This is a genomic window from Bacillus sp. MYb56 (genome assembly GCF_002976445.1).
In the GTDB taxonomy this organism is placed as follows: Bacteria; Bacillota; Bacilli; order Bacillales; family Bacillaceae_G; genus Bacillus_A; species Bacillus_A mycoides.
Genome location: NZ_PCOH01000015.1, coordinates 23,616 through 49,767, shown reverse-complemented (window position 1 = coordinate 49,767; position 26,152 = coordinate 23,616). Strand labels below are relative to the sequence as shown.

The window sequence follows — 26,152 nt, the reverse complement described above, 5'->3', positions numbered from 1 at the left end:
GTATAGATTTTTCTATATCAACTGCTTTTTTATTATACCAACTTAAGCCAAGTCACACACTCTACATGAGTCGTATGCGGGAACATATCAACAGGCTGTACTTCCTGTGTTTTATATCCGCCTTCTTCTAGCACTTTTAAGTCGCGTGCTAATGTTGCTGGGTTACACGATACATATACGACGCGCTTTGGCTTCATGTCGATGATTGTGTTTAGTAATGCTTCATCACAGCCTTTACGCGGTGGGTCTACGACCATTGTGTCGGCGATTACGCCTTCTTTGTACCATTTTGGAATGACTACTTCTGCTTCTCCTACGCCAAATTCAGCGTTTGTCATGTTGTTTAGTGCTGCGTTTCGGTTTGCGTCTTCGATTGCTTCTGGGACGATTTCAACGCCGTACACTTTTTTCGCTTTTTGTGCTAGGAATAAGGAGATTGATCCAATTCCGCAATAGGCATCAATTACTGTTTCGTTACCATTTAATTTTGCGTATTCTAACGTTTTATCGTATAGCACTTTCGTTTGTTCTGGGTTTACTTGATAGAATGAACGTGCTGAAATCGCGAATTTAATGTCACCGATAAAGTCATAAATATATTCTGATCCGTACAGTACTGTCGTTTTGTCTCCGAAAATAACGTTTGTACGTTTCGTGTTTACGTTTTGAACGATTGATTTTACTTCTGGGAATTTCGCTGCGATTTCTTCAATGATTGCTTCTTTATTTGGCAATTCAGCTGTACGTGTAATAAAGACAAGCATAATTTCCCCTGTTACTTGTCCGTAGCGAGCCATTACGTGGCGAAGTGTTCCTTTGTTACGCTCTTCATTGTAAGCCGAAATACCGTGCTTTTCACAAATACGTTTTACTTCTTGAATTAATGTATCGTTTTCTTCCGCCTGAATTAAGCATGATTCCATATTAATGATGTCATGCGTTCCTTGACGATAGAAACCAGCTACAAGTCCACCTTCACGTTCTCCAATTGGCACTTGTGCTTTATTGCGGTATACCCACGGGTTTTTCATTCCAAGTACAGGATGAACAGGAACATCACTTAATCCACCGATGCGCTGCATAACGTCACGTACTTGTTTTTCTTTCGCTTTTAATTGTCCTTCATATGTTAAGTGCTGAAGTTGACAACCTCCGCACTCGTTGTACACGGGGCATTCTGCATCTTTACGATATGGACTTTCTTGATGAAGCTTCATTAAACGACCAAACGCGAAATTTTTCTTCACTTTAATAATTTTAATTTGCGCTTCCTCACCTGGTAATCCGTTTTTTACGAAAATAGGATATCCCTTCACTTTCGCAACACCGGCACCATCATGTGTTAAATCTTCAAACACTACATCTATAAACTCGTTTTTTTCAACTGGTGGCGTCATTTTTATACTCATTTTCCGACCTCTCTTTTTCATAACACTGCGTTACATTTTATCATACTTATATGGTCTATTTCTATTGGAAGAAAAAAAGCTATTGACGATAGTTCTCTAGTAATGTTACGCTACTACTAATTTAATACGGACGATGTACCTCATATATAGTCGATAATATGGATCGAGAGTTTCTACCCGGCAACCTTAAATTGCTGGACTATGGGGAAAACTAATGAATATTAGCCTATGTATAAAAAAGACTCCTATTGATTAGCTTTCTCTCATAGATGAAAGTGAATCCATAGGGGTCTTTTTTTTATTTTTCAAAAAGGTCAGACATCTTACGTATGACATGAAACTTCCATTACTTTATTTTTAGTAATATAACGAGCGTTTTATGTAAAAACTTTATACGAACTTCTGAAAGGGGCAACTACATGCAATATGTAATGAGCATTATCGGTATTCTTGTCGTTTTAGGTTTATGCTTTGCTTTGTCAAACAATAGAAGTAAAATCAACTTCCGTGCAATTGCTATTATGATTGGTTTCCAAATTTTAATCGGTTGGTTTATGTTTGGCACAAAGATCGGACAGCAAATTATCATCTTCATTAGTAAAGTTTTCAACAAACTAATTAAACTTGGTACGACAGGTGTCGATTTTCTCTTTAATGGAATTCAAAGAGATTTTGTTTTTTTCTTAAACGTATTACTAATTATCGTATTTTTCTCAGCACTACTTTCTATCTTTAGTTATTTAGGTGTTTTACCATTCATCGTTCGTATTGTCGGCGGTGCACTTTCAAAAATTACTGGTTTACCACGCGTTGAATCATTCCACGCAGTAAATTCTGTATTCTTTGGTTCAAGTGAAGCGTTAATCGTTATTAAAAATGATTTACAACATTTTAATAAAAACCGTATGTTTATCATTTGTTGTTCTGCAATGAGCTCAGTTTCTGCCTCTGTTACAGCATCATACGTTATGATGTTAGATGCGAAATATGTATTAGCGGCTCTTCCGCTAAACTTATTCTCAAGCTTAATCGTTTGTTCATTATTAACACCAGTTGATACGAAAAAAGAAGACGAAGTGGTTCAAAAATTTGATAGAAACCTATTCGGAGATAGCCTTATCGGCGCTATGATTAACGGTGCGCTTGATGGTTTAAAAGTAGCTGGTATCGTTGCTGCGTTAATGATTGCCTTTATCGGTGTTATGGAAGTTGTAAACTACGTAATTAGCGCTGCTTCAGGTGCAATGGGATATGCTGTTACTTTACAACAAATCTTCGGTTATATACTTTCTCCATTCGCATTCTTAATGGGTATTCCAACTCAAGATATTATCCCAGCTGGTGGTATTATGGGTACGAAGATTGTATTAAACGAGTTTGTAGCAATCCTTGATTTAAAAGGCGCTACTGCAACATTAGCTCCACGTACAGTTGGAATCGTTACAGTATTCTTAATTAGCTTCGCAAGTATTAGCCAAATTGGTGCGATTGTTGGTACAATCCGTGCCCTTTCTGAAAAACAAGGAAGCATCGTATCAAAATTCGGTTGGAAAATGCTATTTGCATCAACACTTGCTTCTATTTTATCTGCAACAATCGCTGGATTGTTTATTTAATAAAAAATCACCTTACGCTTTTAAGTAAGGTGATTTTTTTGATTCCTTATGAAATAGAACGGAATTCAATTACTTCCTCTTTACTAATAAGTTTTCCTTCGTGTATACCTTTTACTGAAATATCAATAATGGTTTTATCCTCTCCTTCAAGCTTACCCAAAGAAAATATATAAATTAAATTTTCTTCTTTTAGCATCCATTGCTTGCCATGCCAGGGCCCCGTTATCTTTTGTTCCAAAGATGTTTTTTCTTCTCCAACATACTGACATTCTCCAAATGAAGTTTTTACTATATTTTTCTCCGTATCAATTACTATATTTCGAAATAGCTCTAAGTTTTTGCTTGAAACAATTTCTATCTCATGGTTACTTTTTTGTTTAAATTGCAGTTTTCCATCACTTGTATTAGATAAACTACTATTCTCAACGGCGTTCCTAAAAAAGTTATATTCTTCTTCTGTAATACCAAAATTAGGATGATATGGCTTCACCTGTTTATCTATATGCCCCGATATGTAGTTTACATACCACTCTTTATCATTTTTCACATGATCACTCATTTTTTTAGCAATAACCTCTACTTTTTTTAAGGTATCACGATCCATTTCAATCGTCATAATATCCGCCGTTACTTCCGCATTCATAAGGTGCGGTGGAATATACTCCTCCACACCATTCGCTTTACTCACTTCACTTTGACAACCGACTATGAATAGCGATATGAAAAGGATATATACTAGTTTTTTATATTTCATTTCTGTTCTCCACTCCGTACATCATTCTTACTTACATTTATAGCGGTTCTTATTATAGTCCAAGATCCTGATATTTTAATAGAAACTACTCTACATATGCAAAATTGCATATTAATAAACCTTTCTCTTACTTTAAAATCAACTTAAATTTTTTACCAAAATATACAAATTAAAAATGAACAATGTTATAATTTGTAAAAAATATATTGGAGGATATTATGAAAGCTCACGCCCTTTTCGACTTCTTACACTTACTAGTTTTAAGCATGAAAAGCTATTATGTATGGGGAATGCCAATCTATGTATTCATTATCCCTCTTATTTTTGTAGTAGGTTATATCATTATCAAATCAAATAAGAAACGCAAGAATACCTCTATTCAAAGTCACTAACCTACCATTCACCTAAAAATGATATGATGAACAAGGGTATATCCCCACCTCTCTTATAGCGGTGGGGATTTTAATGTAAGCATGCAACATAATACACAATAGAAGGTGATTTTATGAGAAAATACGCAGCGATTGCTTTATGTACATCTGCTATTCTAGTAGGCTGTAATACTAGCAATGTAAGCCAAGAACCTAAAAAAGAGAAAAAGGTACAAGAGGTCAAAAAACAAGAAGAGACGGTGCGGGAACAAGGTAAAATTTCTTATAATCCAATTACGCACGAATCTACAAACGCAAATATTCATATTACAGACATAAAAGATTCTTTAACCGAAGTACAATATAAAATTTGGCGCACTGCTGATGGAAAGGAAAGTGCTAAATCCTTTTCTTCTAAAGAGAAAAATCAACAATTTACACTTCCCTTTGATATAAAAGAATTTGAAGGAAAACGCGGTGAATATCAAATTGAAGCTACAGGAACAACAGAGGGCGGAAAAACTATTCCACTTACGAAATCTACTATTACTTTCGAGCAAAAAGTTCCTGTTCTTATGTACCACGCAATTGATGATTATCATGGACAAGGTATTAAAGATTTATTCGTATCGCCTGCTAACTTTGAAGCACAAATGAAGTATTTAAAAGAAAATGGTTATACTTTGTTAACGTTTGAACGCTGGGGCGATATAAATAAAGTAAACAAGCCGATTTTCGTTACATTTGATGACGGTATGAAAAATAATATGAATGCATTTCATGTTTTACAAAAACTAAAAGACGATACATTTAAACCAGCGGCAACAGAATATATGATTGTTGATAACGTTGATGTAGAAGGAGCTCTTTCTACATCTGAAATAAAAGAAATGGTTGATTCAGGTATTTTTTCTGTACAATCTCACACAGCAACACACGCAGACTTGCCGAAAATTACAAACTATGATGAAGAGTTAAAAGGATCAAAAGAAAAGCTAGAGAAAATAACAGGTAAGCCTGTTATCGCAATTGCTTATCCTTTCGGTCATGTAGATGATAAAGTTGTCGCAGAAACAAAGAAACACTATCAATTTGCAACAACAACGAAGCCTGGACAATTCATTACGAAGGGTGAACCTGATGAGCTGTTAAAAATGAAGCGTGTTCGCATACACCATACAACGACTGTAGAACAATTTGCTTCTTCGATTAAATAACTATTAGAGCTCAATACATTTTGAGCTCTCTTTTTACGTTATATTTATATATATTTTTAGAATTTTCTTGTATTATATATAGTAAGAAATCTTTCAAACTAAAGGAGATTATACATATGTCATTTGAACAAACGTTAGAGAAATATGCTGCCCTTGCAGTCAATGTTGGTGTTAATATTCAACCCGGACAAACTTTATCAATCAGTGCACCTCTTGAGGCTGTACAGTTTGTACGCCTAGTTACAGAAAAAGCATATAAATCTGGTGCAAAACACGTATATGTTGATTGGAATGATGAGACGTTAACACGCTTAAAGTTCGATCTAGCTCCTGAAGAAGCTTTCTCTGAATTCCCTTCTTGGAAAGCACATGCTCGTGAAGAATTAGCAAAAGAAGGCGCTGCATTTATGTCCATCTATGCAGAGAATCCTGATCTATTAAAAGGTGTAGAACCAAAGAAAATTGCAACAGCTCATAAAGTAGCTGGAGAAGCGATGAAAGTATACCGTGATTATGTACAAGCAGATAAAGTAAGCTGGTGCGTAATTTCTGTTCCTACGAAAGAATGGGCTGCAAAAGTATTCCCTGACGTAGCGCCAGAAGAACAAGAAACAAAACTATGGGATGCTATCTTCAAAGCTACTCGTGCTGATTTAGAAAATCCTGTGGAAGCATGGAAAGAACATGATGAAACACTACATACAAAAGTAGATTACTTAAACGAAAAACATTATAAAGCTCTTCACTATACAGGCCCTGGAACAGACTTAACAATCGAACTTCCAGAGAAGCATGTATGGGCTGGTGCTGGTAGCTTAAATGAAAAGAACGTAGCATTTATGGCTAACATTCCAACTGAAGAAGTATTTACAATGCCTCTTAAAACAGGTGTGAACGGCCAAGTATCTAGCACAAAACCGTTAGCATTTGCAGGTAACATTATTGATAACTTCACGTTAACATTTGAAAACGGACGTATCGTAGACTATAAAGCTGAATCTGGTGAAGAGGCTTTAAAACATTTAGTAGAAACAGATGAAGGTTCTCACTTCTTAGGCGAAGTAGCTTTAGTACCTCATGATTCACCAATTTCAAACACAAATATTTTATTCTACAATACGCTATTTGATGAAAATGCATCTTGCCACCTTGCAATCGGAAATGCTTATGCATTTAACTTAGTTGGCGGAAAAACAATGTCTAAAGAAGAACTTGCCGAAAATGGCGCAAACGCTAGTATTACACACGAAGACTTCATGATTGGATCAGCTGAGCTTGATATCGACGGCATTACAGCTGATGGAAGACATGAGCCGATCTTCCGTAAAGGTAACTGGGCGTTTTAATAAAAATAAAAGGCTATCTTCCACGCCGGAAGATAGCCTTTTATGATGCCGATGACACTTTCAGTCCAATTACTCCTAAAACAATAAAGAGAATACAAAATGCTTGGAATAAATTAATATGCTCTTTAAAAAAGTACACACTAATGATTGTAATAAGTAGCGTTCCCACACCAGACCAAATTGCATAAGCAATGCTTAAATTAATCTTTTTAACAACGATAGCAAACACGCTGAAACAAATTCCATAGAATACGAAAATAAGTACACTTGGAACAAGCTTTGTTAAACCGTTCGATAACTTCATCGCAATCGTTCCAGCTACTTCAAAAATAATTGTTACGAGTAATAATAGCCAATATACCATACTAGAATCTCCTTCTCTGTTACCTTATAGAGATTCTAGTATACTACTTATAGTCCTAACGAAATATATTTAATTTCTAAATATTCCTCGATACCGAAATGGCCTCCTTCACGGCCGATACCACTTTCTTTAAAGCCTCCAAATGGTGCTTGTGCAACTGATGGAAGGCCATCGTTTAAGCCGATAATTCCGTACTCTAACGCTTCACTAATTTGGAATGCTTGGCTAATATCTTTTGTGAAAATATAAGCAGCCAAGCCATATGGTGTATTATTTGCTCGTTCGATTACTTCTTCAACTGTTTTAAATTTCGCAACTGGTGCAACCGGTCCAAATGTTTCTTCATTCATACAAAGCATCTTGTCATTTGCCAATCCAATTACTGTTGGCTGAATGAAATAACCATCTAACTCTGCAAATTTATGGCCACCGTATAAAACTTCTCCGCCCTTTTGAATTGCATCTTCAATATGTTCTTGTACTTTCGAAACTGCATTCGCATCAATAAGTGGACCTACAGTTGTTCCTTCGCCGAATCCATCTCCGACTTTAAGCTGCTCTACAGCTGTTGTGAACTTCCCTGCAAATTCTTCATACACTTCTTCTTGAACAAAGATGCGGTTTGTACATATACACGTTTGTCCTGCGTTACGGAATTTCGAACCAATTACCGCTTCTACCGCCTTATCTAAATCAGCATCATTCATAACAATAAATGGAGCGTGACCACCTAATTCAAGCGAAACCTTTTTCATCGTTTGCGCAGCGCTAGCCATTAATTCTTTTCCAATTTCAGTTGATCCTGTAAAGGAAACTTTTCGAACGCGCTCATCTTCCATCCACGTATCAGCAATTGCTTTTGCACTACCTGTTACAATATTTATTACACCTTTTGGAATATCTGCTTCATGTGCTAATTCAACTAACTTCAATGCAGTTAATGGCGTTTGACTCGCTGGTTTCACAACTGCCGTACAGCCTGCTGCAAGTGCTGGAGCTACCTTTCTCGTAATCATAGCAGCCGGGAAATTCCAAGGCGTAATAGCTGCCATAACCCCAACTGGTTGCTTCATAACTAAAATACGCTTATTCGGATGAGAAGCAGGAATCATTTCACCGTATATTCGCTTTCCTTCTTCTGCGTACCATTCAACAAAACTATTTGCATAATTCACTTCACCAAGTGCTTCTGCAAACGGCTTCCCTTGCTCTCTCGTCATGATTGCTGCAATTTCTTCTTTATTTTCATCAATGAGCGTGAACCATTTTTTCAACTTTACTGCGCGATCCGCTGCCGTTAATTTTGACCATAATTTAAAAGCCTCATGTGCAGCATCAACTGCTTGCTTTGCCTCTGTAATCCCGCCCTTTGGTACAGTTGCAAATACTTCCTTTGTCGCTGGATTATTCACTTCGATTTGTTCTTGCAGTGTAATCCACTCACCATTTATATACATCGCTTTTTTCTCTAAGTTTACGAACGTCGCTTTTTTATCCAATGTTTTCTTCCTCCTCTATGAACTTCTTAATCTTCCTAGTGGCAGCAGATTGACTTATTTGTAAAAACTCAGCCACTTTATAACTTGATCCATACGTTTTATACGCTTTAAGAATAATATTTCTCTCTACCTCTTCCAGCATTCTATAAAGACTTTGTCCGGATTGTTCAACTGTGGCCTCTTGCATAGATAGTGGCAAATCTTCTACCGTTACAAAATCATCAGCAGTGATAACAATTCGTTCAATTACATTTTCAATCTCTCTATTATTTCCTTCCCAAGGGTACCCTACAAACATTTGTAACGTACTAGGAGCTAACTTTACATCCCGTCCGTACTTTTTATTAAAATGCTGTAAATAATGATAGATGAGCGGCAAAATGTCTTCTGTTCTCTCCCGAAGTGGCGGAATTGAAATTGGAATGACATTCAGACGATAGTATAAATCTTTCCGGAATGTTCCTTGTTTCACCATCGTACTTAAATCTCTATTTGTTGCCGCTACAATTCTAACGTCCACCTTTTTTAATTCTCTTCCGCCTATAGGACGAAACGTTTTTTCTTGCAATACTTGCAAAAGCTTCGCTTGAATTTCAAGCGGCATTTCACCAATTTCATCTAAGAAAAGAGTTCCTTTATGCGCTGATTCTAATAGCCCCTTTTTCCCTTCACGATTTGCACCTGTAAAAGACCCACCTGAATATCCAAAAAGCTCAGATTCGATTAAATTCGTCGGCAATGCCGCACAATTAATTTCATAGAAACTTTCATTCTTCCGGTGACTCACTTCATGCAAATGGCGTACTAATCGGCTTTTCCCCACTCCAGTCTCACCTAATACGAGAACAGTACTATCTACTACTGATACTTTTTTTATTGTTTCGATTATTTTTTGCATAGCGATACTTTTAAAAATAAGTCCTTCGTGTTCATATGTTTCTCTTAATTCTTTTTTATATGTTTTTAACTGATTATCCATTTCCTCTACCTTTTGACGTAATTGATAGAGTTCTGTAAGATCACGAGAATAACTAATCACTCTTCTTAAATTTCCCTCATCATCAAAAACAGGCCTTGTACGAACATGCAAATACTCTCCTGATTTCGTTGTTTGAACAAGTTCAACTGGCCTTTTCTTTTCAATTACTTCTAACGTTGCAGACGGATAAAAAATCCCTTCTTTTTGTAGTTCTTTTACATGCTTTCCTACTAATTCCTTAGCAGAGAGCTGGTAATGTCTTTCACACATGCTATTTACACGTACAACGATCCCTTTATCATCCGTAACAAAAATTTCGTCAAATGCATATTCAAATACATCTTGTAAATCCATCAACACTCGTTCCTTTTCTGCAACCATCCTAGCCACCCCTTACTTTAAATCCATCGATTCACTTCACTACCTTTATTATAAAGTGAATTTTCTGCATTTTATATAGAGTAAGCTAGAATGTTTTCAATTTGTTATTTATACAAATCTATTTATATTTTTTCAACACATAATTCGCTGCCTTGAAAAATACAGAATGCCATCGCAACCACACCCTCACTTTGTTTTAGCTTGGCATGGGGCAGGAAAAGGGGCTGATCGATTCTATATATGACCAGATGCTCTCTTCCGCCTAAAAAGAAAAGCTTTATGCCCTTTTTTAAGTTATCCCAATTCTTTAAACACGAGCGATATTTGCTTGCTCATAACAAGCTTGCAATGATTCTTCAATTATTGTTAAACCTTCCTCAAGTTGCTCATCTGTAATCACTAATGGCATTAAAACACGAATAACATTTCCATATGTTCCTGCTGATAGTAGAAGTAATCCATGCTTATTTGCTTCTGCACATAAATTAGACGCTAGTGTTTTATCAGGCACTTTCGTCTTGCGATCTTGAACGAGCTCGAATGCACACATTGCCCCTAAGCCGCGCACATCACCGATGCAATTATATTTGTTTTTCATCTCTTGGAATCGGTTCATTACGACTTTCCCTACTTCTATCGCTCTATCATTTAATTTCTCTTTTTCTATTACATCAAGCACAGCTAATGCAGCCGCACATCCTAGTGGGCTTCCTGCATATGTTCCGCCCAGTTCTCCCGGTGCAGACTCATTCATAATTTCTTTACGTCCAATCACGCCACTTATCGGTACACCAGCACCTAATGATTTAGATACCGTAATTAAGTCTGGAACGACATCATAATGATCAATTGCAAAGTACTTTCCGGTACGACTAAAGCCTGTTTGAATTTCATCAGCTACAAATAAAATACCGTGCTCTGAACAAATGCTGCGTACTTCTTGAACGAATTTCTTACTTGGAACGATAAATCCGCCTTCCCCTTGAACAGGTTCCATTACAACTGCTGCAATTGTTTCTGGTGCTACTTCTGATATGAAGAAGTTCTTAAACTCTTCAATGATAAAGTCATCATACTGCTCTTCTGTTAACCCCTCTGGGCGACGGTATTCATATGGGAATGGCGCTTTATATACTTCTGGAGCAAATGGGCCAAATCCAAATTTATATGGTTTTACTTTACTTGTCATCGTCATTGTCATTAATGTGCGCCCATGAAATCCTTTAGAAAATGCGATAATTCCAGGTCTCTTCGTATATTTACGAGCAATCTTCACTGCATTTTCAACCGCTTCTGCCCCACTATTTAAAAACAGCACTTGTTTATCGAAATTACCTGGCGCTAATGCGGCCAGCTTTTCTGCCAATTCAATATACGGCTCATACATCATCACATTAAATCCAGTATGAATATATTGATCTACTTGTTTATGAAGCGCTTCTTTAACAGCTGGATGACAGTGTCCTACATTAATTGTCCCAATTGCTCCTGCGAAATCAATGTACTGATTTCCATCCACATCTGTTACGAGTGCACCATTTGCAGACTGTACAAATGTTGGAATACCATTACTTACTCCTTTTGGTACTATATTTTGGCGGCGTTCTAATAAAGACGCTGCTTTCGGTCCTGGAATTTGTTCATTTACTTTAGCAAATTTTTTTGTGTTCATTGTGTACCCCATCCTTTTCTATACAATGTTTTCTCTTTATATTGCAAGATGTATGCCAACTTCCTCTTTCTAGTATTCATCCCATTCTCTTACTATCTCGGCATAAAAAAATAAGTCTATAAAGACTCATATAGAGTCCTTATAGACTTATTCATTTATACATTAGACTTTCCTTGTTCCCAAATAAACTCACCTGAATGAGAAATTAAATCTTCAACAGATTGTAATACTAAATCTGCAAGTGGTTCTAACGTTTGACGATCACCCGTACCAGATAGTACGCCAATCGCATAACAGTCGCCACCATTTTTCGCTAAATGTAAATCCGTCGGTGTATCCCCGATGACTGCTACTTCACATGTCTCTAAATTAAATCTCTCACAAAACGATTCTACAATTTTTTTATCTGGCTTCTGTGCTGGAAATGTATCTGAAGCTATAACACAATCAAAAAAAGCTTCCAATTGATATTGCTTTAAAAATAATTCTGTCGGCGCGAAATCATCAGCTGTAACGACACCTAGAATAAACCCTCTATCCTTTAACGCTTGTAAAACTTTCGGTAAATCTGCCGTCATTCTCATATGTGAACGATGCTCGTACATAAGAGCAAACAACTTTTCACTCACCCATTGATGCATCTCTTCTTCTCTAGATGATGCAATATACTTACAAAGCCCCTTGGCCACATCAAGACTCGTTCCAGCAGCGAGCGCACTACGCGGATGAACAAATGCTCCATCTACGCCAATCTCTTTTAATAAAGCCTGCTGCATTGATTCTGGTAATTGATATAAATTTATACATTCTGCAACAAGCTCTTCAGCTACTTTTATCCAAATTGAATAAAAATCCATTAATGTCCCATCTTTATCAAATAGTATTGCTTTTACCTTCTCCATAGCATCCTACCTCTCATTTCTTATCTCTTCCAGTGTATCAATAAAATATGGATATAAAATAAACGGATTGTAAAAATACCATAAAAATCAAACTAACTTACAATTTACAATTCATCTGCACATAGAGAAACTTTAATCAGTGGGGGAATCTTATTGCTCGCAAATAGTGAGGTGAAAGCAAAAAAAGATGCCTTTACAGGGCATCCTCTTGATGTTCAGGAACAAATAGTTCCAGACAATGATATATATTTTCAAATTCCATTGGTGCATCTCCGCCATATTCACCATCTAAGTTGATCATTAATTTATCAGGTGAATGCACTTTAATACGATTCGCTTGTGTATATAGTACTTTCGGATTGTTAATATGTTCCCCACGCTGCGCTTGTGTTGCTGCTTTAATTAAATCAGCGATAGAACCTTTTTTCAGTACTAATAAATCAAATAATCCATCGTTAATAGATGCATATGGTGCTACTTTTTCGAATCCACCAACTGAACGAGTATTCGTAATTAAAAACATCGTAATTTCTTCTTGTAGCAACTTCCCATCATACTCAATTTCAACATATGTTGGATGTAATGATGGTAACATTTCGATTCCTTTTAAATAGTAAGCAAGTTGGCCTAATACCGTTTTTAGCTTGCTTGGTACTTCATATGTTAATTCTGTAATACGGCCGCCACCAGCGATATTAATGAAATATGTATCATTCGCTCTACCAAGATCTAACGGTACCGTTGTTCCTTCACAAATAATATCCGCAGCCTCTTCAATAACACGAGGTACACCGATCGCACGCGCAAAATCATTTGTCGTTCCAACTGGAATAATTCCAAACTTTGGACGATGCTCATGTCCTACTAAACCGTTCACTACTTCATTTAACGTACCATCACCACCAGCTGCGATAACAACATCAAACTTACGATCCGCAGCTTGCCTCGCTGCCACAGTCGCATCTCCAGGACCAGTTGTCGCATGACAAGACGCTTCATATCCAGCTTGTTCTAATTTTTGTAATACTTCTGGTAAGCTCTTCTTAAATAGCTCGCGCCCAGAAGTAGGATTATAAATAATTCTTGCTCGCTTCATCATTTATTAGCACAGGAAATTCCTTATTCATTGAAAAACGAATACACCGAACCCTTATTCAGTATCCCTATGCTTACCTCCTCTCATCTTCCTATCCTTCTTTAATTCCGCTCAAACAGGCAGTAAGAACCCGATTCGTGTAGCCCATCAAAAGTAACTATTCACTCCTGATAGTTTTGCTTTATTTAACCAAGAAATTTATCCCGCTATTTGCAGGCAGTAAAACTCCCACTGATTAAAGTTTCACTTTATGTCTATCCATTCTCTCACATCAATTTACATATAATGAATAATAATTATCTATTATTTCATGAGATGAAAAAACTCTCTATGTCTAGATTTATCATTATTCCCACCTTTTTGCAACTATCATACCATAGTTGCTATACAAACATTTTTTCACTTTTGACAGTTAATCAAACGTTTGTTTAAATTATTTTTCACCATTTAAACAAACGTTTGATTAACTCAGAAAAAACACCCAAATACGGGTGTTTTTTCTTTTTAATCTTTAAGAACCTATACTATTTTAGCGTTCAAAAATAAGAATTCTTCTCTTTTTTTAGCGCTTATTAATCTCTTCAAGTAAGATTTTATTAACAAGCGGTGGATTTGCTTGTCCTTTTGTAGCTTTCATAATTTGACCAACTAAGAAGCCAATTGCACGGTCTTTACCGTTTTTAAAGTCTTCAATAGATTGCTCATTATTATCAAGAATTTCTGTTACAACCTTACGAAGTGTTCCTTCGTCAGAAATTTGAACAAGACCTTTCGCTTTAACGATTTCTTCTGGGTCTCCACCTTTTTCAATTAATTCATTAAATACTTTCTTCGCGATTTTAGAAGAAATTGTACCTTTTTCAATTAATTGAACCATTTTAGCTAAGCCAGCTGGCGTTAATGCAACGTCTTTTAATTCTTTTTGTTGTTTGTTTAAGTATGCAAGTACTTCACCCATTAACCAGTTTGATGTTAATTTCGCATCAGCACCGTCTGCAACTGTTGCTTCAAAGAAATCAGACATCTCTTTCGTTAATGTCAATACATGCGCATCATAAGCTGGTAAGCCAACTTCTTCAACATAGCGAGCTTTACGTGCATCTGGAAGTTCTGGAATAGAAGCACGAATTTCTTCTTTCCACTCATCGTCGATGTAAAGTTCAACTAAGTCTGGCTCTGGGAAGTAACGGTAATCGTCAGATCCTTCTTTTATACGCATTAAGATTGTTTTCTTCGTTGCTTCGTCATAACGACGTGTTTCTTGTTGGATGATACCACCAGATAATAATTCTTTTTCTTGGCGCACTTGCTCATGCTCAAGACCTTTTTGCACGTAAGTGAAAGAGTTTAAGTTTTTCAGTTCTGCTTTTGTACCGAACTTCTCTTGTCCAACTGGACGAAGTGAAATATTCGCATCACAACGAAGAGAACCTTCTTCCATCTTACAATCAGATACACCTGTATATTGAATGATTGATTTTAACTTCTCTAAGTACGCATATGCTTCTTCTGGAGTACGCATATCTGGCTCAGATACGATCTCGATTAAAGGCATACCTTGACGGTTGTAGTCTACTAATGAACCGTCAGCTGCATGCGTTGATTTACCAGCATCTTCTTCTAAATGAAGACGTGTAATACCGATACGTTTCTTTTTACCTTCTACTTCGATTTCAATCCAACCATTTTCACCAATTGGCTTATCAAATTGAGAGATTTGGTAAGCTTTCGGATTATCTGGGTAGAAATAGTTTTTACGGTCGAACTTCGTTTCCGTTGCGATTTCACAGTTTAATGCCATTGCAGCTTTCATTGCAAAGTTAACTGCTTCCTTATTTAAAGTAGGAAGTACCCCTGGGTATCCTAAGTCAATTACACTTGTTTGTGTATTTGGCTCCGCTCCGAATTCTGTTGGACTCGCAGAGAAAATTTTCGAATTTGTTTTTAACTCAACGTGAACCTCTAAACCAATAATTGTTTCTAAATTCATCTATGCTCGCCTCCTTACAGACTTGCTTTTTTTGTATGATAGTCTGTTGCTTGCTCAAACGCATGTGCAACGCGGTAAATCGTCGTTTCATCGAAGTGTTTACCAATGATTTGTAGACCAAGTGGCATGTTGTTAGCACCGAATCCACATGGAACAGAAATCGCTGGAACACCCGCTAAGTTTACTGGAATTGTTAAAATGTCATTTGCATACATTGTCATTGGATCGTCCACTTTTTCGCCCACTTTAAATGCTGGAGTTGGCGTTGTTGGTCCAATAATAACATCGTAGTTAGCAAATACATTTTCAAAGTCATTTTTAATTAATGTACGTACTTGTTGTGCTTTTTTGTAATATGCATCATAGTAACCAGAGCTAAGAGCAAATGTACCAAGCATAATACGACGTTTTACTTCATCACCGAAACCTTCGCTACGTGTATTTTTGTAAAGATCTAATAAGTTATTTACATTATCAGAACGAACACCGTAACGTACGCCATCAAAGCGTGAAAGGTTCGCAGATGCTTCAGAAGAAGATAATAAGTAATACGTTGCTAGAGCGTATTTAGAGTGCGGAAGAGATACTTCCTCCCAAGTTGCGCCCATACCTTCTAACACTTTTAAAGCAGCTAGTACTGACTCACGAGCTTCTTCGCCAACACCTTCGCCTAAGTATTCTTTCGGTACAGCAATACGTAAACCTTTAACATCGCCTGTTAAACCAGCTAAGTAGTTTCCTACTTCAACGTTTGCAGAAGTTGCATCCATACGGTCAATACCTGAAATAGCTTGTAATAAGTATGCATTGTCTTCTACTGTACGTGTAATCGGTCCGATTTGGTCAAGTGAAGATGCGAATGCTACTAATCCGTAACGAGATACGCGTCCGTAAGTTGGTTTTAAACCTACAACGCCGCAATATGCAGCTGGCTGACGGATAGAACCACCCGTATCAGAACCTAGAGAGAATAATACTTCTCCTGCTGCTACTGCTGCTGCAGAACCACCACTAGATCCGCCTGGAACGTAATCTAAGTTCCATGGATTTTTTGTAGCGTAGAAGCCTGAGTTTTCATTTGAAGAACCCATTGCGAACTCATCCATATTTAATTTACCGATTGTAACTGTGTCAGCAGCTTTTAGCTTTTGTACAACTGTCGCATCGTAAATTGGATCGAAGTTTGCTAATATTTTGCTCGCACAAGTTGTACGAAGACCGTTAGTTACAATGTTATCTTTTACACCAATTGGCATACCGAATAATAAACCATTATCCTCAGCACCAATCTTTGCATCTAATTCTTTCGCTTTCGCGCGTGCATTTTCTTCATCTAATGTAAGAAAAGCTTTTACGTTATCTTCAACATCCGAAATACGTTTGTAAGATTCTTCTACTAAATCCGTAACGGAAATTTCTTTGTTGTTTAACTTCTTATGTAACTCTGATACAGAATGATCAAATAATGACATCGAAATTCCCTCCTCTATTCTAATACTGCTGGAACACGGATTTGATTATCTTTGTGATCCGGTGCATTTTTTAATACTTCTTCTACTGGTAAACCTTTTTCTGGCACATCTTCACGCATAACATTTTTCATAGTTAATACATGAGTTGTTGGTTTTACATCAGTTGTATCTAATTCATTTAACTGTTCTGCAAATGTAACAATTGCATCTAGTTGTTTTTGAAATTTTTCTGCTTCTTGATCAGTAATTGCAAGACGTGCTAAATGTGCTACGTGCTTTACATTCTCAACGGAAATTCTTGACACGGCTAGGCCACCTCCATAATATATCGTTCAATCTACAATACTATTGATGATACCAAATTTTCAGTACTTCAAGCAAGTCAACACACGGCACTTACGGTATTTTTACATAAAAAAAGAAAGGCAAATGCCTTTCTTTACAATTTACTCTTTATCTAACGATTTATTTTTCGGAAATCTCTCGTTATCTTCTTCATTATCACGAATTGTTTTTTGTAATACAAAACAAGACATCGTTAGAAATAATGTTCCGATTAAATAGTATCCTTTTACACTAAGCGTTTCATCTAGCGTATAAATCCCAATTAGCATTCCTGAAAGCGCACAAACAAATGAAGTCCATGCTAAAAACGTGAACGCTTGCGTATTTCGTCTTCTCATCGTTCTCCCCCTCGTTAGCTGTACACCTATTATAGATAAATATATTTATCACAATGGGTTTTTATGTAAAATCATTTTTCTATTTATTAATCTATCACAAAAAATTTCTATTTTGAAGATAATTTTCTTTCTAATCTGAAAAAACAGTTAAAAATATTGACATTTATTTCAATTCCACATAAAATAAAAACAAATATTACGAACCTCGAAATATACGGGAGTGGAAATAATTGTTACAATATGAACATTTTTTAGACTTACTGCTAGATAACGCCAAGAAACTTTTCTATCCAGAAGAATGGGTAAGCCTTGATTTAACACTTTCCAAGACAGAAGTATTTTGTTTACTTTGGATGGAGCGAAATACGGATATTACAATGACAAAAATTGCTGATCTTCTTGATATACCGATGAGTACAACAACGGGCGTTGTAAATCGCCTTGTAAAAAAGGGATATATTGAACGCTACCGGAATGAAAGCGATCGACGCATTGTATTAATTCGTTTAACAGAAAACGGCGTAATGCTCGTTCAAGAAGTAAAACAAAATGCGGCCCATTACTTTAGCCTAGTGACAGATGCATTGTCAGAAGAAGAAAAAGCATTCTTACTACAAATATTCCAAAAGATCATGAATCACATTGCTACGTCACAGCAAAAAACAGAAGAAAAGGTTTCTACACCTAAAATGAAAAACATTCCGATTGAATAAGACCCTAGTTGGGTTTTTATTCAATTAAATATTTCGACACTCGTAATATTCGACATTCGAAACAAAGGGGATATTAATGATGAGAATTATTCTGTATACAGGTAAAGGCGGCGTAGGAAAAACTAGCATTTCAGCAGCAACAGCAATCCAAAGTGCAAAACAAGGATTAAAAACATTAGTAATGAGTACAGATCCCGCTCATAGTTTAGGGGATTCATTTGGCATAAAACTATCTTCTGAGCCACTAGAAATTCGCGAAAACTTGTGGGCACAAGAAATTAACACTATTTATGAAATGGAAAAAGGCTGGGGGAAATTGCAGAAATATATTACACTACTCTTCACTTCAAAAGCAGCTGATGATATTACAACAGAAGAATTAACGATGTTCCCTGGTATGGAAGATTTAATTAGCTTACTTCGAGTACTCGATTACTATAAACACAACACTTACGACGTCATCATTATTGATTGCGCACCGACTGGAGAAACTTTAGCAATGCTTAGCTTTCCAGACATGCTCGGCTGGTGGATGGAAAAACTCTTTCCTATTAAAAGGAAGATTTTAAAAGTTGTTCGTCCTGTAGCTCAACCACTTCTTGGTGTCCCCCTTCCAACTGATGATATTATGGACGAATTAACGAATACGCTTGAACAGCTCGGAGAAATGAGAGATATTTTATCAAACCGAAAAGTAACGAGTATTCGCGTTGTTGTAAATCCTGAAAAAATGGTCATTAAAGAAGCTCAGCGTAGTTTTACTTATTTAAACTTATACGATTATAACGTAGATGCCATTATGATTAACCGCGTCATCCCTAACACTGTTACCGACCCTTACTTTCAGGCATGGAAAGATACACAAAAGAAATATAAGGCGTTAATTAAAGATAGTTTTCAGCCACTTCCTATTTACGAAGCTCCCATGTTTGAACAAGAAGTTGTTGGTTTAGCTATGTTAGAGCGTGTAGGAAATGCTTTATTTAAATCAGACCCTTCTCCTACTGAAGTGAAATTTAATGGCCGCACACAATATGTAAAAAAAGATGGCGATGAGTATATTTTCGTTCTGTCCATTCCCTTCTCAAACAAAAGTGAACTTTCATTAAATCAAAAAGGTGATGAACTTATTATTCGAGCCGGCTCTATGAAGCGAAATATCACCTTACCAAAAACATTAACACACCTTTCTATTCAAGGAGCTAAGTTTGAAGATGATGTACTAAACATTCGGTTTGGAGGTGTAGTACATGCATGATGAATTACTAAGAAAGGTAATTCGTACAAAAATAAAAATCGGTATGCGTATATTAGAAGAGCTACCGAATCCGATTCAGCAATCAGCTAAGCACGCACTAAATATTTTGCAAGAGGAGCTCTCCTCCTATGCTGAAGAACAACCGCAACCTGAGAGTAATTTAAAAAGCATCATAATTGAATAACTATACCCTTGTAGAAAGCCTTTTCTTATAGGCTTTCTATCCCTTTATTGGAGCTGATATAAGTTGATAAAAACATCTTCAACAAGACATTTCACCACTAATACAATCTGGCTAATCCCCCTTCTATTCTTTTTTCATAACCTTGAAGAAGCTTTCCAAATGCCACAATATATCGCTAATCGATTTTCGATCCATTTTATAACTAACAAACAATTTTTCATTGCAATTTCCATATTAACAACCTTCGTCTTACTCATAGTCATTCTATATCAATTAAGCATCATATCTTCTATTTATTTGATCATTTTTATACAGGGCTGTATCTTCTTTAACGCCGTTCAGCATATTATCTTGTATTTCATTTATCGTTCTTATAATCCAGGAGTAATCTCAGCATCTATCATTATCCTATTTTCTCTTTTCTTATTTTCATCAAAGAAACTATTAATCCCTAAAAAGAAATTAGCAAGTACACTCATTTTTAGTTTAATCTCTTACCCAATCATAATTTGGATTTCCTTATTATTAGCCAGCTGCTTTAATTAAAAAAAGACCAGGAAAACTCCTGGTCCATCACTCTACTTAACAAACATTGGATTCTATGTTATACAAAATTAGAAGGTACAGAATTAGGGTTTTGTTTGTTAAGTAGATTATATGTTGAACGAGCTAACAGCGGAGGGGTTCCTACTGTTAGTCGTTAAACTCAATAATTATTTTACGATTTTTTCAAGCTCATCAAGTGAAAGATCTACTGAAATTGAACCATCATTTGTTTCTTTCTTAATTGCATCTGTTACTTCTTTTGAATGGTATAACTCAATTACTTTTTTCAGTGTTGGATCATTTTTATCTTTCGTACGAGCTGCGAAAATATTAATATAGGCCTTTGCATTTTCATTATTTGGATCTTCTAAGAAAATTGGATCCTTCGCTGGGTCTAATCCAGCTTGACCAGCAACACCGTTATTAATAACTGAAGCCGCTACATCTTTTAACACACGAGGTGTTTGCTGTGCGATAACCGGTGTAACTTTTAGCTTCTTCGGATTTTCAGCGATACCGCTTGGATCCCCAAATAGACCAAAATCTTTCTTAAGCTTTAATAATCCAGCTGCATCAAGAAGTTTTAATGCACGTGCTTGGTTCGTTGGATCATTCGGAATAGCAATTTCCGAACCATCTGGGATTTCATTTGCTTTCTTATATTTTTCAGAGTATAAGCCCATCGGTGCAATTTGCGTTGTACCAACAGCTGTAATATCTAACTTATGCTCCTTTTTAAATTGCTCTAAGAAAGCAATGTGCTGGAATGAGTTTAGTTCAATATCTCCATCAGCTAACGCTTTGTTGGGTGTTGTGTAATCAGAGAACTCAACCAGTTTAATTTTAATCCCTTCTTTTTCAGCTTTTTTCTTTAAAATTTCCCAAACGTCTCCATCTGTTCCAGTTACACCGACGCGAACTACTTTCTCTTTCGCTCCTGCACCTGTGTCTCCACCTGAGCAGCCGCTTAATGCTGTAATTCCTACGATCGCTGATAATGCAAATGCTAAAATTTTCTTCATTTTCTTTTCCCCTCTTCCTTTTTATGATCTGCGTAAAAAGACTTTCGCAAAGTAGTTCCCTAAATTTTGAGCCACCTGTACAAGAATAATAAGTAAAACGACCGTTACAAACATAACTGACGTATCAAAGCGTTGATAACCATATGTCATTGCTAAGTCACCAAGACCGCCACCACCGACAAGTCCTGCGACTGCAGAAAATTCAATTAAACCGACCGTCATAAACGTGACACCTAGGATCAATGGTGCTAAAGCTTCTGGTACGAGGATTTCAAAAACAATTCTAAGTGGTGAAGCGCCCATTGCTTGTGCTGCTTCAATTACTCCTTTCGGAACAGAAACAAGATTGGTTTCAACCATTCTAGCAATACCAATTGATGCAACTAACGTCATTGGGAAGATTGCTGCAGCCGTTCCAATCGTCGTTCCAATAACACTTCTTGTTAGTGGGCTTAAAGCTACTAAAAAGATAATGAATGGAACCGGACGAATTGTATTAATTATGATATTAAGAATAGAAAAGACCCATTTATTTTCTAAAAAATTCCCTTTTCTCGTTACATACAATAGTAAACCTAGAGGTATACCAAGAATTGTAGCGAATATAAGGGTTACAATTACCATTAAGAGGGTATCCCCCGTCGCATCTAATATGCGAGGCCAAAATATACTCCAATCAACTCGCATGAGCTTCTACCTCCTTCAGCTGCACTTGCAGTCTTAGATGTTGTAATGCTTTTTGAATTTCTTTCTGTTCACCTTGTAGTTCTACAAGAAGATTTCCAAATAGCACATTTTGGAGTTCAATAATATTTCCATAAAGAACATTTACATCGACGTTATAGTTTTTCGCAATATATGATAGTACAGGCTGCCCTGTCTCTTCCCCAGTAAAAGTCAGGCGATAAATCTGACCTCCGTTTTGAATTTTCGCTAGAACACTTTCTGGTAAGTGATCATTAATAACAGAGCGTACAAAATTTTGAGTGGTCTTTGTTTTTGGTTGTGTGAAAACGTCAAACAGTTTTCCTTCCTCAATTACTTTTCCTTTTTCCATAACGGCTACACGGTGACAAATTTCTTTCACAACGTGCATTTCATGTGTAATAAGTAGGATCGTTAAATTGTACTCTCTATTTACTTTCTTTAATAAATTTAAGATTTCTGTTGTTGTTTCCGGATCTAAAGCTGATGTTGCCTCATCACATATGAGAATATCCGGTGATGTCGCAAGTGCTCTTGCAATCCCAACACGCTGCTTTTGTCCACCTGATAACTGTTCTGGATAATAGTTCGCTTTATCTTCTAAACCAACAAATTTTAGTAGTTCATTCACTCTTTCTTTTATCTCATTCTTCGGCAATTTCGCTAACCTTAATGGATAAGCAATGTTCCCAAACACCGTTCTTGAATTAAATAGATTAAAACTTTGGAAAATCATACCAATTCTTTGTCTTAGTTTCCGTAATTCTTTCGCCGATAATGATGTAATATCTTTATCATCTATTGAAATTGTTCCTGCAGTTGGTCTTTCTAACATATTTACTAAACGTAATAGCGTACTCTTTCCGGCACCACTAAATCCGATAATGCCAAAAATTTCGCCCTTTTCAACTGACAGCGTTACATCCTCAACCGCATGAACAGATTGCCCACCTGATTCATATACTTTACTTACATTGTTAAAAGAAATCATTTTCTTCCCTCCTATATGCTGTAAAAACTTGAAGTAGAGCTTTCGAGGTAAAATAAAAAGTGCTCTCCTTCTTATCAGTAATAAAAGATAAGAAGGAGAGCACTTTTATATGTACTCATTCACATCTTCTCATCTTCCAAGCCTTTATAGGCTTGCTGGAGTTAGCACGGTATTAAAAAACCCGTTGCTGAGGTATCGTAGGGCCAGTCCCTCCACCTCTCTGGATAAGAGTGTATCGATTTAATTGTCGTTTAATTAAGTCTTATTATAGAACTCAGAATAATGAGAGTCAATACATTTTTCGGAAAAAATTAATTATTTCTTTATTTAAATTTTCAAATAAGAAGTAACAATACAATAGTGATTTTTAAAGTTATGTAAAATCCTTCTCACTCATACTTTTAAAAAGGAGAATCTTCTCTACTCATTGAATAACATTATTTGAATATGAAATCGGAGGAAGATAGATATATGAAAACAGCTCTTTTGCTCGTCGACATTCAAAATGATTATTTTCCAAGCGGAATGATGGAATTACGTAATCCAGTAGAAGCAAGTGAATATGCTAGTCAGCTACTACAACATTTTAGAATAAGAAACGAACTTATTTTTCATATCCAACATGTAGCTATAAAAGATAGCGCTACTTTTTTCCTACCCAATACAGAAGGTGTCCATATTCACGAAAATGTCCGTCCACTTAGAGAGGAAACCGTGATCCTTAAACATTATCCAAATAGCTTCCGAGAAACTGATCTTCTAGAACAATTACAACGTTCAGGAGTTGAGCACGTCGTAATATGCGGGATGATGACCCATATGTGTATTGATGCTACAGTAAGAGCTGCTTTTGATTTTGGCCTTCACTGTACCGTAATACACGATGCTTGTGCTACAAAAGATCTTTCATTTAAGAATGCTACTATACCAGCTGTTTATATTCATAATACAATTTTGGCGAGTTTAAATGGAGTATACGCAAATATAATGAGTACAGAAGAGTTTTTAGCGACCTAAAAAAACACTCCTTTCAGTTAGCAAAGCCGAAAGGAGTGTTCTCTTGTCTAACCATAGATTTTCTTTCAAATTGTATTATACAGGAAATCCTCAAAATGAATACTAAAAAATATGACTAATAAGTCAATTTTTCTCGCTGTTTTGTTTCTATTTTCATGTTTATCCCGATATTAATAGGGTTTAACTAATTCAAAAGAACAAATAGTAATATTTGGCAAACTTTTCTTGATTGAAATTAACTAGCTTCTATTATAGAGAGTTTCTCAAAAAGAAAAGATCTTCACAGTCTGTGAAGATCTTTTCTACTATTTCTTATAAAGTTTCAGAAGTAGTTTTTGCTTGCATGTGAAGTGCTAAGTAGTCAGGGCCACCAGCTTTAGAGTCTGTACCAGACATGTTAAAGCCACCGAATGGTTGGTAACCTACGATTGCACCAGTACATCCACGGTTGAAGTATAAGTTACCAACGTGGAAGTCTTCACGTGCTTTTTCAATATGGTCACGGTTGTTAGAAAGAACTGCTCCTGTTAAACCGTATTCTGTATTATTTGCAATTGCAAGTGCATGATCAAAGTCTTTTGCTTTACAGAATGCTACTACTGGTCCAAAGATTTCTTCTTTCATTAAACGAGCATCTTCTGCAACGTCAGCAACGATTGTTGGTTGGATGAACCAGCCTTTAGAATCGTCTCCTTCGCCACCTGATACGATTTTACCTTCTTCTTTACCAATTGCAACATAGCTCATTACTTTATCGAATGCAGCTTGGTCATTAACAGGTCCCATGTTAATATCTTTTGCATCTGGGTTACCTACTGTTAATTCTTTTGTTAATTCAACAGCACGATTTAATACATGATCGTATACATCTTCATGGATTACTGCACGAGAACATGCAGAACATTTTTGTCCTGAGAATCCGAATGCTGATGCAACGATAGATTTAGCTGCTAATTCAAGATCTGCCTCTTTATCAACAACGATTGTATCTTTACCGCCCATTTCAGCGATAACACGTTTTAACCAAATTTGTCCCGGGTTTACTTTTGCTGCACGTTCGTAAATACGAATACCTACATCGCGAGATCCAGTAAAGCTAACGAAACGTGTACGAGGGTGATCTACTAAGTAGTCACCAACTTCAGAGCCATTACCTGGAACGAAGTTTACTACGCCAGCTGGTAAACCAGCTTCTTCTAATACTTCCATAAATTTCGCTGCTACTACAGGAGTTGTACTAGCTGGTTTTAGTAATACTGTGTTACCAGAAACTACAGCAGCTGTTGTCATACCTGCCATAATTGCGAATGGGAAGTTCCAAGGAGAAATGATAACACCTACTCCTAATGGAATGTAAGAGAAACGATTATATTCAATTGGACGGCTTTCTACTGGAATACCGTCTTTTAATTTCAACATTTGACGAGCATAATATTCCATAAAGTCGATTGCTTCTGCTGTATCAGCATCTGCCTCATTCCATGGTTTACCTGCTTCTTTTACAAGAATAGCAGAGAACTCATGTTTTCTACGACGAACGATTGCTGCAGCACGGAATAAAATATCTGCACGCATTTCTGGTTTTGACTTTCTCCAAGTTTGGAATGTTGCATCCGCTACTTGCATTGCTTTTTCAGCTAATTCACGGCTTGCTTTTGAAACACGACCAACAAGTTCCTCTTTATTTGCAGGGTTTACAGAAACAATTTTGTCTTCTGTAGTGATTTTTTCTCCCCCGATAATTAATGGATAGTCTTGTCCAAGATAAGATTCTACTTTCTTTAAACCCTCTTCAAACGCTAATTTGTTAGCCTCTACTGAAAAATCTGTAAATGGCTCATGTTTGTATGCTACTACCATCTTTTTAGCCTCCCCTTAGAAAAACGTTTACATTTTACAACATTATTCTACACGATAATTTAGATTTATTCAAATATTCCTAGACTTATATTTTAAAAATTAATA

General features: G+C 36.4%; 24 protein-coding genes and 2 riboswitches. Of the genes, 8 read left to right on the top strand and 16 right to left on the bottom strand.

Annotation, left to right across the window (positions count from 1 at the left end; genetic code table 11):
• Positions 1-32: 32 nt before the first annotated feature.
• Complete coding sequence (gene rlmD, locus CQ058_RS18150; RefSeq protein ID WP_002124913.1) at positions 33-1,409, bottom strand: 23S rRNA (uracil(1939)-C(5))-methyltransferase RlmD; 1,377 nt, start codon at positions 1,407-1,409, stop codon at positions 33-35.
• Between the two features lie 120 nt (positions 1,410-1,529).
• Positions 1,530-1,631, top strand: a riboswitch (purine riboswitch).
• Positions 1,632-1,828: 197 nt separating this feature from the next.
• On the opposite strand from rlmD, the gene CQ058_RS18145 reads away from it, so the two are divergent.
• Positions 1,829-3,025 (top strand): NupC/NupG family nucleoside CNT transporter, encoded by a 1,197-nt coding sequence (locus CQ058_RS18145; protein ID WP_002191779.1) that lies wholly within the window; start codon positions 1,829-1,831, stop codon positions 3,023-3,025.
• Positions 3,026-3,071: 46 nt separating this feature from the next.
• Here the strand turns inward: CQ058_RS18145 and CQ058_RS18140 are convergent, their stop codons facing one another.
• Positions 3,072-3,779, bottom strand: coding sequence for a hypothetical protein (locus CQ058_RS18140; protein ID WP_002191778.1), 708 nt, complete (start codon positions 3,777-3,779; stop codon positions 3,072-3,074).
• A 505-nt stretch (positions 3,780-4,284) separates the two neighbouring features.
• On the opposite strand from CQ058_RS18140, the gene CQ058_RS18135 reads away from it, so the two are divergent.
• Both CQ058_RS18135 and CQ058_RS18130 read left to right on the top strand, forming a co-directional pair.
• Positions 4,285-5,367 (top strand): polysaccharide deacetylase family protein, encoded by a 1,083-nt coding sequence (locus tag CQ058_RS18135; RefSeq protein ID WP_002167040.1) that lies wholly within the window; start codon positions 4,285-4,287, stop codon positions 5,365-5,367.
• 116 nt (positions 5,368-5,483) lie between these two features.
• Entirely contained in the window at positions 5,484-6,713 is a 1,230-nt protein-coding gene (locus tag CQ058_RS18130) for an aminopeptidase (RefSeq protein ID WP_002010058.1), read from the top strand.
• A gap of 40 nt (positions 6,714-6,753) precedes the next feature.
• Here CQ058_RS18130 and CQ058_RS18125 read toward each other — a convergent pair whose 3' ends face one another.
• The 10 genes from CQ058_RS18125 to CQ058_RS18080 all read right to left on the bottom strand — a co-directional run bounded on the left by CQ058_RS18125 (position 6,754) and on the right by CQ058_RS18080 (position 17,751).
• Positions 6,754-7,077, bottom strand: a complete 324-nt coding sequence (locus tag CQ058_RS18125) for a DMT family transporter (protein ID WP_002029495.1) — start codon at positions 7,075-7,077, stop codon at positions 6,754-6,756.
• Positions 7,078-7,124: 47 nt separating this feature from the next.
• A complete protein-coding gene (gene gabD, locus CQ058_RS18120) occupies positions 7,125-8,576 on the bottom strand; it encodes an NADP-dependent succinate-semialdehyde dehydrogenase (protein ID WP_002191777.1) in 1,452 nt (483 codons plus the stop codon).
• Positions 8,569-9,936, bottom strand: coding sequence for a sigma-54 interaction domain-containing protein (locus tag CQ058_RS18115; protein WP_002029493.1), 1,368 nt, complete (start codon positions 9,934-9,936; stop codon positions 8,569-8,571). Before CQ058_RS18115 ends, gabD begins: the two co-directional genes overlap by 8 nt.
• Before the next feature lie 307 nt (positions 9,937-10,243).
• Positions 10,244-11,608, bottom strand: coding sequence for a 4-aminobutyrate--2-oxoglutarate transaminase (gene gabT, locus CQ058_RS18110; RefSeq protein WP_002191776.1), 1,365 nt, complete (start codon positions 11,606-11,608; stop codon positions 10,244-10,246).
• 155 nt (positions 11,609-11,763) lie between these two features.
• The gene (locus CQ058_RS18105) at positions 11,764-12,510 is read right to left on the bottom strand and encodes an HAD family hydrolase (RefSeq protein WP_002191775.1); all 747 of its coding nucleotides are present in this window, start codon (positions 12,508-12,510) and stop codon (positions 11,764-11,766) included.
• A gap of 193 nt (positions 12,511-12,703) precedes the next feature.
• Positions 12,704-13,609, bottom strand: coding sequence for a diacylglycerol kinase (locus CQ058_RS18100; protein ID WP_002010051.1), 906 nt, complete (start codon positions 13,607-13,609; stop codon positions 12,704-12,706).
• 559 nt (positions 13,610-14,168) lie between these two features.
• Positions 14,169-15,596 carry an Asp-tRNA(Asn)/Glu-tRNA(Gln) amidotransferase subunit GatB gene (gene gatB / locus CQ058_RS18095; RefSeq protein WP_002191774.1) on the bottom strand — a complete coding sequence of 476 codons (1,428 nt, stop codon included), beginning with the start codon at positions 15,594-15,596 and terminating at the stop codon, positions 14,169-14,171.
• Between the two features lie 14 nt (positions 15,597-15,610).
• Positions 15,611-17,068 carry an Asp-tRNA(Asn)/Glu-tRNA(Gln) amidotransferase subunit GatA gene (gene gatA / locus CQ058_RS18090; protein WP_002010048.1) on the bottom strand — a complete coding sequence of 486 codons (1,458 nt, stop codon included), beginning with the start codon at positions 17,066-17,068 and terminating at the stop codon, positions 15,611-15,613.
• A gap of 14 nt (positions 17,069-17,082) precedes the next feature.
• Positions 17,083-17,373: an Asp-tRNA(Asn)/Glu-tRNA(Gln) amidotransferase subunit GatC gene (gatC, locus tag CQ058_RS18085; RefSeq protein WP_000086999.1), complete on the bottom strand. Its 291-nt coding sequence runs from the start codon at positions 17,371-17,373 to the stop codon at positions 17,083-17,085.
• Between the two features lie 141 nt (positions 17,374-17,514).
• Positions 17,515-17,751 carry a YiaA/YiaB family inner membrane protein gene (locus tag CQ058_RS18080; RefSeq protein WP_002029490.1) on the bottom strand — a complete coding sequence of 79 codons (237 nt, stop codon included), beginning with the start codon at positions 17,749-17,751 and terminating at the stop codon, positions 17,515-17,517.
• A gap of 230 nt (positions 17,752-17,981) precedes the next feature.
• On the opposite strand from CQ058_RS18080, the gene CQ058_RS18075 reads away from it, so the two are divergent.
• From CQ058_RS18075 to CQ058_RS18060, 4 genes are all read left to right on the top strand, one after another.
• The gene (locus CQ058_RS18075; protein WP_000942491.1) at positions 17,982-18,464 is read left to right on the top strand and encodes a MarR family winged helix-turn-helix transcriptional regulator; all 483 of its coding nucleotides are present in this window, start codon (positions 17,982-17,984) and stop codon (positions 18,462-18,464) included.
• Between the two features lie 76 nt (positions 18,465-18,540).
• Positions 18,541-19,722, top strand: a complete 1,182-nt coding sequence (locus tag CQ058_RS18070) for an ArsA family ATPase (protein ID WP_002140199.1) — start codon at positions 18,541-18,543, stop codon at positions 19,720-19,722.
• Positions 19,715-19,906, top strand: a complete 192-nt coding sequence (locus tag CQ058_RS18065) for a DUF3926 domain-containing protein (RefSeq protein WP_002091335.1) — start codon at positions 19,715-19,717, stop codon at positions 19,904-19,906. Before CQ058_RS18070 ends, CQ058_RS18065 begins: the two co-directional genes overlap by 8 nt.
• 63 nt (positions 19,907-19,969) lie before the next feature.
• A complete protein-coding gene (locus tag CQ058_RS18060) occupies positions 19,970-20,452 on the top strand; it encodes an HXXEE domain-containing protein (protein ID WP_002091337.1) in 483 nt (160 codons plus the stop codon).
• Positions 20,453-20,619: 167 nt separating this feature from the next.
• Here the strand turns inward: CQ058_RS18060 and CQ058_RS18055 are convergent, their stop codons facing one another.
• Genes CQ058_RS18055 through CQ058_RS18045 form a run of 3 tightly spaced genes read right to left on the bottom strand, consistent with a single transcriptional unit; the run spans position 20,620 to position 23,170 of the window.
• Positions 20,620-21,474 carry a MetQ/NlpA family ABC transporter substrate-binding protein gene (locus tag CQ058_RS18055; protein WP_002029488.1) on the bottom strand — a complete coding sequence of 285 codons (855 nt, stop codon included), beginning with the start codon at positions 21,472-21,474 and terminating at the stop codon, positions 20,620-20,622.
• Between the two features lie 21 nt (positions 21,475-21,495).
• Positions 21,496-22,161: a methionine ABC transporter permease gene (locus tag CQ058_RS18050; protein ID WP_002091343.1), complete on the bottom strand. Its 666-nt coding sequence runs from the start codon at positions 22,159-22,161 to the stop codon at positions 21,496-21,498.
• Positions 22,151-23,170: a methionine ABC transporter ATP-binding protein gene (locus CQ058_RS18045; RefSeq protein ID WP_002029486.1), complete on the bottom strand. Its 1,020-nt coding sequence runs from the start codon at positions 23,168-23,170 to the stop codon at positions 22,151-22,153. The genes CQ058_RS18050 and CQ058_RS18045 overlap by 11 nt, the downstream gene beginning before the upstream one ends.
• 126 nt (positions 23,171-23,296) lie before the next feature.
• Positions 23,297-23,401, bottom strand: a riboswitch (SAM riboswitch).
• 240 nt (positions 23,402-23,641) lie between these two features.
• On the opposite strand from CQ058_RS18045, the gene CQ058_RS18040 reads away from it, so the two are divergent.
• Positions 23,642-24,187 (top strand): cysteine hydrolase family protein, encoded by a 546-nt coding sequence (locus CQ058_RS18040; RefSeq protein WP_002191773.1) that lies wholly within the window; start codon positions 23,642-23,644, stop codon positions 24,185-24,187.
• Between the two features lie 312 nt (positions 24,188-24,499).
• Here the strand turns inward: CQ058_RS18040 and pruA are convergent, their stop codons facing one another.
• Complete coding sequence (gene pruA / locus CQ058_RS18035; RefSeq protein ID WP_002029484.1) at positions 24,500-26,047, bottom strand: L-glutamate gamma-semialdehyde dehydrogenase; 1,548 nt, start codon at positions 26,045-26,047, stop codon at positions 24,500-24,502.
• Positions 26,048-26,152: the final 105 nt, after the last annotated feature.

What these genes read in the sequence shown, in the direction of transcription:
- rlmD (WP_002124913.1), bottom strand. Translation starts at nt 1,409, where the DNA reads ATGAGTATAAAAATGACGCCACCAGTTGAAAAAAACGAGTTTATAGAT.
- CQ058_RS18145 (WP_002191779.1), top strand. Translation starts at nt 1,829, where the DNA reads ATGCAATATGTAATGAGCATTATCGGTATTCTTGTCGTTTTAGGTTTA.
- CQ058_RS18140 (WP_002191778.1), bottom strand. Translation starts at nt 3,779, where the DNA reads ATGAAATATAAAAAACTAGTATATATCCTTTTCATATCGCTATTCATA.
- CQ058_RS18135 (WP_002167040.1), top strand. Translation starts at nt 4,285, where the DNA reads ATGAGAAAATACGCAGCGATTGCTTTATGTACATCTGCTATTCTAGTA.
- CQ058_RS18130 (WP_002010058.1), top strand. Translation starts at nt 5,484, where the DNA reads ATGTCATTTGAACAAACGTTAGAGAAATATGCTGCCCTTGCAGTCAAT.
- CQ058_RS18125 (WP_002029495.1), bottom strand. Translation starts at nt 7,077, where the DNA reads ATGGTATATTGGCTATTATTACTCGTAACAATTATTTTTGAAGTAGCT.
- CQ058_RS18115 (WP_002029493.1), bottom strand. Translation starts at nt 9,936, where the DNA reads ATGGTTGCAGAAAAGGAACGAGTGTTGATGGATTTACAAGATGTATTT.
- gabT (WP_002191776.1), bottom strand. Translation starts at nt 11,608, where the DNA reads ATGAACACAAAAAAATTTGCTAAAGTAAATGAACAAATTCCAGGACCG.
- CQ058_RS18105 (WP_002191775.1), bottom strand. Translation starts at nt 12,510, where the DNA reads ATGGAGAAGGTAAAAGCAATACTATTTGATAAAGATGGGACATTAATG.
- CQ058_RS18100 (WP_002010051.1), bottom strand. Translation starts at nt 13,609, where the DNA reads ATGATGAAGCGAGCAAGAATTATTTATAATCCTACTTCTGGGCGCGAG.
- gatB (WP_002191774.1), bottom strand. Translation starts at nt 15,596, where the DNA reads ATGAATTTAGAAACAATTATTGGTTTAGAGGTTCACGTTGAGTTAAAA.
- gatA (WP_002010048.1), bottom strand. Translation starts at nt 17,068, where the DNA reads ATGTCATTATTTGATCATTCTGTATCAGAGTTACATAAGAAGTTAAAC.
- CQ058_RS18080 (WP_002029490.1), bottom strand. Translation starts at nt 17,751, where the DNA reads ATGAGAAGACGAAATACGCAAGCGTTCACGTTTTTAGCATGGACTTCA.
- CQ058_RS18070 (WP_002140199.1), top strand. Translation starts at nt 18,541, where the DNA reads ATGATGAGAATTATTCTGTATACAGGTAAAGGCGGCGTAGGAAAAACT.
- CQ058_RS18065 (WP_002091335.1), top strand. Translation starts at nt 19,715, where the DNA reads ATGCATGATGAATTACTAAGAAAGGTAATTCGTACAAAAATAAAAATC.
- CQ058_RS18055 (WP_002029488.1), bottom strand. Translation starts at nt 21,474, where the DNA reads ATGAAGAAAATTTTAGCATTTGCATTATCAGCGATCGTAGGAATTACA.
- CQ058_RS18050 (WP_002091343.1), bottom strand. Translation starts at nt 22,161, where the DNA reads ATGCGAGTTGATTGGAGTATATTTTGGCCTCGCATATTAGATGCGACG.
- CQ058_RS18045 (WP_002029486.1), bottom strand. Translation starts at nt 23,170, where the DNA reads ATGATTTCTTTTAACAATGTAAGTAAAGTATATGAATCAGGTGGGCAA.
- CQ058_RS18040 (WP_002191773.1), top strand. Translation starts at nt 23,642, where the DNA reads ATGAAAACAGCTCTTTTGCTCGTCGACATTCAAAATGATTATTTTCCA.
- pruA (WP_002029484.1), bottom strand. Translation starts at nt 26,047, where the DNA reads ATGGTAGTAGCATACAAACATGAGCCATTTACAGATTTTTCAGTAGAG.